The organism is Kibdelosporangium phytohabitans, from assembly GCF_001302585.1.
Taxonomy (GTDB): Bacteria; Actinomycetota; Actinomycetes; order Mycobacteriales; family Pseudonocardiaceae; genus Kibdelosporangium; species Kibdelosporangium phytohabitans.
Window position 1 is genome coordinate 5,722,237 of record NZ_CP012752.1, and the last position, 4,673, is coordinate 5,726,909.

The 4,673-nt window shown below is 70.7% G+C and carries 4 protein-coding genes; 1 reads left to right on the top strand and 3 read right to left on the bottom strand.

The window, feature by feature from the left end; genetic code table 11:
* Positions 1-42: 42 nt before the first annotated feature.
* Positions 43-423: a winged helix-turn-helix transcriptional regulator gene (locus tag AOZ06_RS25975; RefSeq protein WP_054291789.1), complete on the top strand. Its 381-nt coding sequence runs from the start codon at positions 43-45 to the stop codon at positions 421-423.
* A 51-nt stretch (positions 424-474) separates the two neighbouring features.
* On the opposite strand, the gene AOZ06_RS25980 is transcribed toward AOZ06_RS25975, so the two are convergent.
* The 3 genes from AOZ06_RS25980 to AOZ06_RS60240 all read right to left on the bottom strand — a co-directional run bounded on the left by AOZ06_RS25980 (position 475) and on the right by AOZ06_RS60240 (position 4,313).
* Positions 475-1,701, bottom strand: coding sequence for a vWA domain-containing protein (locus tag AOZ06_RS25980; RefSeq protein WP_054291790.1), 1,227 nt, complete (start codon positions 1,699-1,701; stop codon positions 475-477).
* Positions 1,698-2,921 carry an AAA family ATPase gene (locus AOZ06_RS25985; RefSeq protein WP_054291791.1) on the bottom strand — a complete coding sequence of 408 codons (1,224 nt, stop codon included), beginning with the start codon at positions 2,919-2,921 and terminating at the stop codon, positions 1,698-1,700. The genes AOZ06_RS25980 and AOZ06_RS25985 overlap by 4 nt, the downstream gene beginning before the upstream one ends.
* 69 nt (positions 2,922-2,990) lie before the next feature.
* Complete coding sequence (locus tag AOZ06_RS60240) at positions 2,991-4,313, bottom strand: hypothetical protein (RefSeq protein ID WP_054296923.1); 1,323 nt, start codon at positions 4,311-4,313, stop codon at positions 2,991-2,993.
* Positions 4,314-4,673: the final 360 nt, after the last annotated feature.

Sequence of the window (4,673 nt, forward strand, 5' to 3'; positions counted from 1 at the left end):
CAATAAGGCACATTCCGGTGCCCCGGTTCCCCGGAGGTGACCATGAGCCAGGACGACGCGTGCCGGGCCCGCGTGGTGCTCGGGATCGTGGGGGACAAGTGGTCGCTGCTGGTCGTGCGCAACCTCCGGTCGGGGCCACGCCGCTTCACCGAACTCAAACGGGAGATCGACGGGATCAGCCAGCGGATGCTCACCGTCACCCTGCGCGGTCTCGAGCGCGACGGGATACTGACCCGCACTGTCCACAACGTCATGCCGCCGCACGTCAGCTACGAGCTCACGCCGATGGGCGAGACCCTCCGCGCGGCCACCGCGCCCCTGCTGGCGTGGAGCCTCGAACACCTGGAACGCATCGACGTCGCCCGCGCCGAGTACGACGCACGCGGCGAATCCGGCGACGCAGGCGGGTCGTCCCCGCGATGATCGCAGGCGTGGACGAGATCGAAGCCGCCGCCGTGGCCCGGAGCCTCGCCGTCAGCCTATGCCGACCACCCGCGCCCACGCCGGCGGCAGGACCGGCTCGTAGTCGGGATCGTTCTCGTCCGGCGAAGCGGACGGCCGTGGGAACAGGCCCACGACCGTCCGGCAGGACGGCTTCGCGTCCGGCCAAGGTGTGTGGCCGTCGGTCAGCGCGACGATGACATCGGGACGGTGGCTGCCGCGCACGGCCTTGACGAAGCCCGCGCGCAGGTCCGTGCCGCCGCCGCCCACCAGCGGGATCCCCTCGGCACGGCACAGCGGCTGGGTCACGTGGGCGGCGGCGTCGCAGGACAGCACCGAGACGAGGTCACGCCGTCCGCCCGTGGTGCGGACGATCGCGGCGATCTCGAGGATCGCGCTGCCCAGTTCGGCGTCGCTCACCGACGCGGAGGTGTCGACGATCACGAAGACCCGCGGTGGCCGTCGCCGCAGGCTCGGCATGACGACGCCGGGCAGGCTGGTCGACCGGCGTGACGGACGACCGTACGTGTAGTCCTCGCCCACTCCGGGGCTGGAGACCGCCGAACGGACCGCCGCGCCCAGCAGTTCCCGCCACGGCTGCGGCGGGTGGAACGCTTCCTCGGCCCACCGTTTCCACGCCCTCGGCACGGTGCCCGGGCTGGCGTTGATGCCCTGCGCCACGCGGAACCGGACGGTGTCCCGTTCCTCGTCGCTGAGCCCGTGCGCGCCGTCCGGCCCCAGTTCCCATTCCCGGTCCAGCCCGTCGGCGCCGCTGCCGCAGTCCAGCCAGGCGAACGCGTCCGTGCACGGCCCGAGCCGGAACTCGCGAAGGTACTCCTCCATCAGCTTCCCCTCGGACAAGCTGAGCATCGACGGTTCGACAACACCATCAGGCCGTGCCAGCCCGTCACCGAAGATGTCGTCGTTGATCTCGAGGTCCGCGGCGATGTTCATCCGCAGCCGCTCCGCCGGCCCGGTCAGCTCGTGCTTCGCCGCGAACCGGTCGCTGCGCCCGTGATGGTCGCGCAGCAGGTGGGAGACCTCGTGCACCCAGGCCCCGGCCAGTTCCTCCACCGGGGTGCGGTCCACGAACGCGGGTGAGACGTAACAGCGCCAGTGCCGGTCGACGGCCATCGTCGGCACCCGTCGTGATTCCACTGTGTGCAAAGCGAACAACGCCGTCGCCAGATACGGCCGGCTCCGCGCGGCGTGCAGCCGCGCGGCGAACAGTTTCTCCTCGTCCATGGTTGTCGTCGTCATGGGCGGGCACCTGCGCCGACTCGGTCCGCGCGCTGCGACACCGACACCGCGCCGGCCAGCTGCTCGATCGCCGCTGGGACCTGCCAGTCGTCGCGGCGCAGCGCGGCGAGCGTGGCCGCGGGCACGACGACCAGGTCCGGAGCGCCGGTTTCCAACGCCAGCACCAGCAGCGCCCACGCGGCGTTCCAGCGGGACAGTTCCGGCCGTTTGCGCACGGCCTGCACCACGCCGTCGAGCACTGTCTGGCGCAGGTCGCCGCGCTCGGGCAGGACAGCAGACGCCGGATCCGCCAGCAGCGCCTCGGGATCCGGCAGGTCCATCCGGTCGAGGCTGGCCAGCAACTCCAGGCCAGGACCGTCGCCAACAGTGCCGCGCACCAACATGGACAGCACACCACGGGAAGTGCCCGCCGCGGTGGCGAAAGCGATCAGCCGCAGAGCCATGTCCCAGCTGCGGGGCGAGGGCCACGCGCCGCCACGGCGTGCTTCGCTGCTCGGCAATTGGTGCACGAGCCGTGGACGCGCGGTCAGGAGTCCGCACACCGCCCGGCGCGCGAACGCCACGGCGTCGGGCAGCCGGTGCGGATCCAGTCGTGGCAGCGCCGCCTTCGGCCAGGTCCCGCCCAGCCCGCGCACCACGACCTCGTGATCGTAGGTCCACTGTAGATGGACGAACCGGTTGGCCAGCGGTGGGCTCAGCTCCCACCCGTCGGCGGCGGAGGACCGTGGATTGGCGGCGGCCACGATGCGGACACCCGGTGGCAGCCGCAGGGCGCCGACCCGGCGTTCGAGCACGACGCGCAGCAGCGCGGCCTGGACAGCCGGTGGCGCGGTGGACAGCTCGTCCAGGAACAGCAGCCCGTGGCCGGCCCGGACCAGGCGCACGGCCCAGTCGGGCGGAGCCATCGGAACGCCTTGTGTCGCAGGATCATCGCCGACCACCGGCAGGCCGGAGAAGTCGGAGGGTTCGTGCACGCTGGCGATCACCGTGGTCAGCGGCAACGCCAGAGCGCCGGCGAGCTGGTTGAGGGCGGCGGTCTTGCCGATTCCCGGCTCGCCCCAGAGCAGCACCGGCAGGTCGGCGGACACGGCCAGTGTCAAGGCCTCCAACTGGCTGTCGGCTCGTTGTTCGGTGGTCGTGTCGTGCAGCAGGGCGAGCAGATCGGCGGCAACGTCCAGCGGCGGAGCGGTTTCGAATGCGGATTTCGTGGCAGAGGGCATGGTTCGATCACCTTTTGGTCGAGTTGGGGCCGTGCGTCGGCCAGTGCGGAACGAAGTGAGGCTGGGGGTTCAGTACTGGGTCGCGTGGCGCGTGTGGGCGCGACGGCGGGAAACCCGGGTATGTGGTCTTGGGCCGAGCCAGACGAGTTCGGCCCGGAACATGCCGTGCGCCACCTGGTGGCGCACCGCCGTGTCCAGCGCGTCGCGCAGGGCGCCGTGGCGCAGGAGTGCGTCCGGTCCGAGCAAACCTTCCACGGCAGCGAGGGCACCGGCGGTGTCGCCGTGGTCCAGGCGGGCGCGGACGTCCACGAGATCCTCTGGATGCCGGTGTACGGCGTCGATCGCCTGCAGGCACGGCAGCGGCGTGCCGCCCAACGCGACCAGCAGCTCCTCGCGGCGGATCTCGCCGGGATCGTGGTCCAGCGGGACGAGGACGCCGTTCACCACGCCGATCCGGTGCGTGGCCCCGCGACAGTCGACGAACCGCGAGTCCGTTGACGTGTCGGGACTTCGTGACGCGGCAGCCGGCCGGTGGTCCGGCAGGAGCGCCGACGCGACAAGCGGGTGCAACCGTTCGGCGTCGATCAGTCCCGCGTGGAACAACTCCAGATCAGGCAGGACCCAAGTCGCCGCGTCAGGCAGGACGGGCGACATACGGCCACAGTCCCGCCGTGGAGCCACCGTGATGGTGGGCGTCGGCGCACCGAGGTCCAGCATCACCCGGCGCCCCTTGTCGAGCCGCACGGTGACCACGCTGTCCGCACATCCGTCCGCACGCAGCAGGAGCGCCGCCTCATCCACCCACCGGTGCACGGCCCCAGCGGCAATCTCGTCGCCGCCCGGCGGCCACTGCGCGGCCCCAGATCGTTGCCACAGCTCACCGGATCTGCGCGCGTCCCATAGATGACGGTGCAGATCGAGCCGGAAATGCCGGTCCGGCCGAGGATGCGGATGCCCGCGAGCCCCATCCCGTGGCCGGGACGAGTCCCACAGCGCGAGGCTGAGCCGCTGACCGGCGTACGCCCACGCCGGCGGCGTCCGCGCCACGAGGTGCACCGGATGGCCGGCCGGACGGTACCGGGCCAGCGAGACAGTGCAGCCCGGCCGCAACAGGCCGTCAGGCCCGATTCTCGGGAAATGCCAGCGAAGCAGGTCAGGAGCCAGGCGACGCAGATCGGCACGGACCTGTTTGGCGAACTGCCATCCATGGGCACGGCCCGCGGCGCGGAGGTCCAGGTCCACGTCGACCCGTGCGGCGGCACAGGCCCCGGCCCAATCGCCCACCGCACGGCGGGCAGTCGCGGCCTGGATCATCGACGGCGGCACGGCGAACTGGCGCACGCGCGACCAGAGAAGAAGGCGGTTGTCTCCGCTCACAGTGAAGGGGTGCATCAGCACTCACCTTTGGTGAACGGAACCCCCGATCTGAACGAGTAGGTATTCATCGCGGCAAGCGTACCAGGATCGCGGCCACCTCGGTCGCGGCCGGGTGACCGGATCAGTCGTCACGTGCCGTGACGAAACGGTGTACCGAATGCGGGCACTGTCGGTAATCGGGTCGTCCGAGTTGGTTTCGAGTGTGCGTGAACAGGTTGCACACGCGGCCAATTGACGGTTCACTCGACGGGGTCAGATTTGGCTGGGGACTGACTGGAGGTTCTGCTGCTCTCGTTCTGAGACGTCTTCTCTTCATCTTTTCTGTTCGGCCGGGCGCTGGGGTGTGCGATCCGCCGGTTGATCTGGGAGTAACGC

What these genes read in the sequence shown, in the direction of transcription:
- AOZ06_RS60240 (WP_054296923.1), bottom strand. Translation starts at nt 4,313, where the DNA reads ATGCACCCCTTCACTGTGAGCGGAGACAACCGCCTTCTTCTCTGGTCG.
- AOZ06_RS25980 (WP_054291790.1), bottom strand. Translation starts at nt 1,701, where the DNA reads ATGACGACGACAACCATGGACGAGGAGAAACTGTTCGCCGCGCGGCTG.
- AOZ06_RS25985 (WP_054291791.1), bottom strand. Translation starts at nt 2,921, where the DNA reads ATGCCCTCTGCCACGAAATCCGCATTCGAAACCGCTCCGCCGCTGGAC.
- AOZ06_RS25975 (WP_054291789.1), top strand. Translation starts at nt 43, where the DNA reads ATGAGCCAGGACGACGCGTGCCGGGCCCGCGTGGTGCTCGGGATCGTG.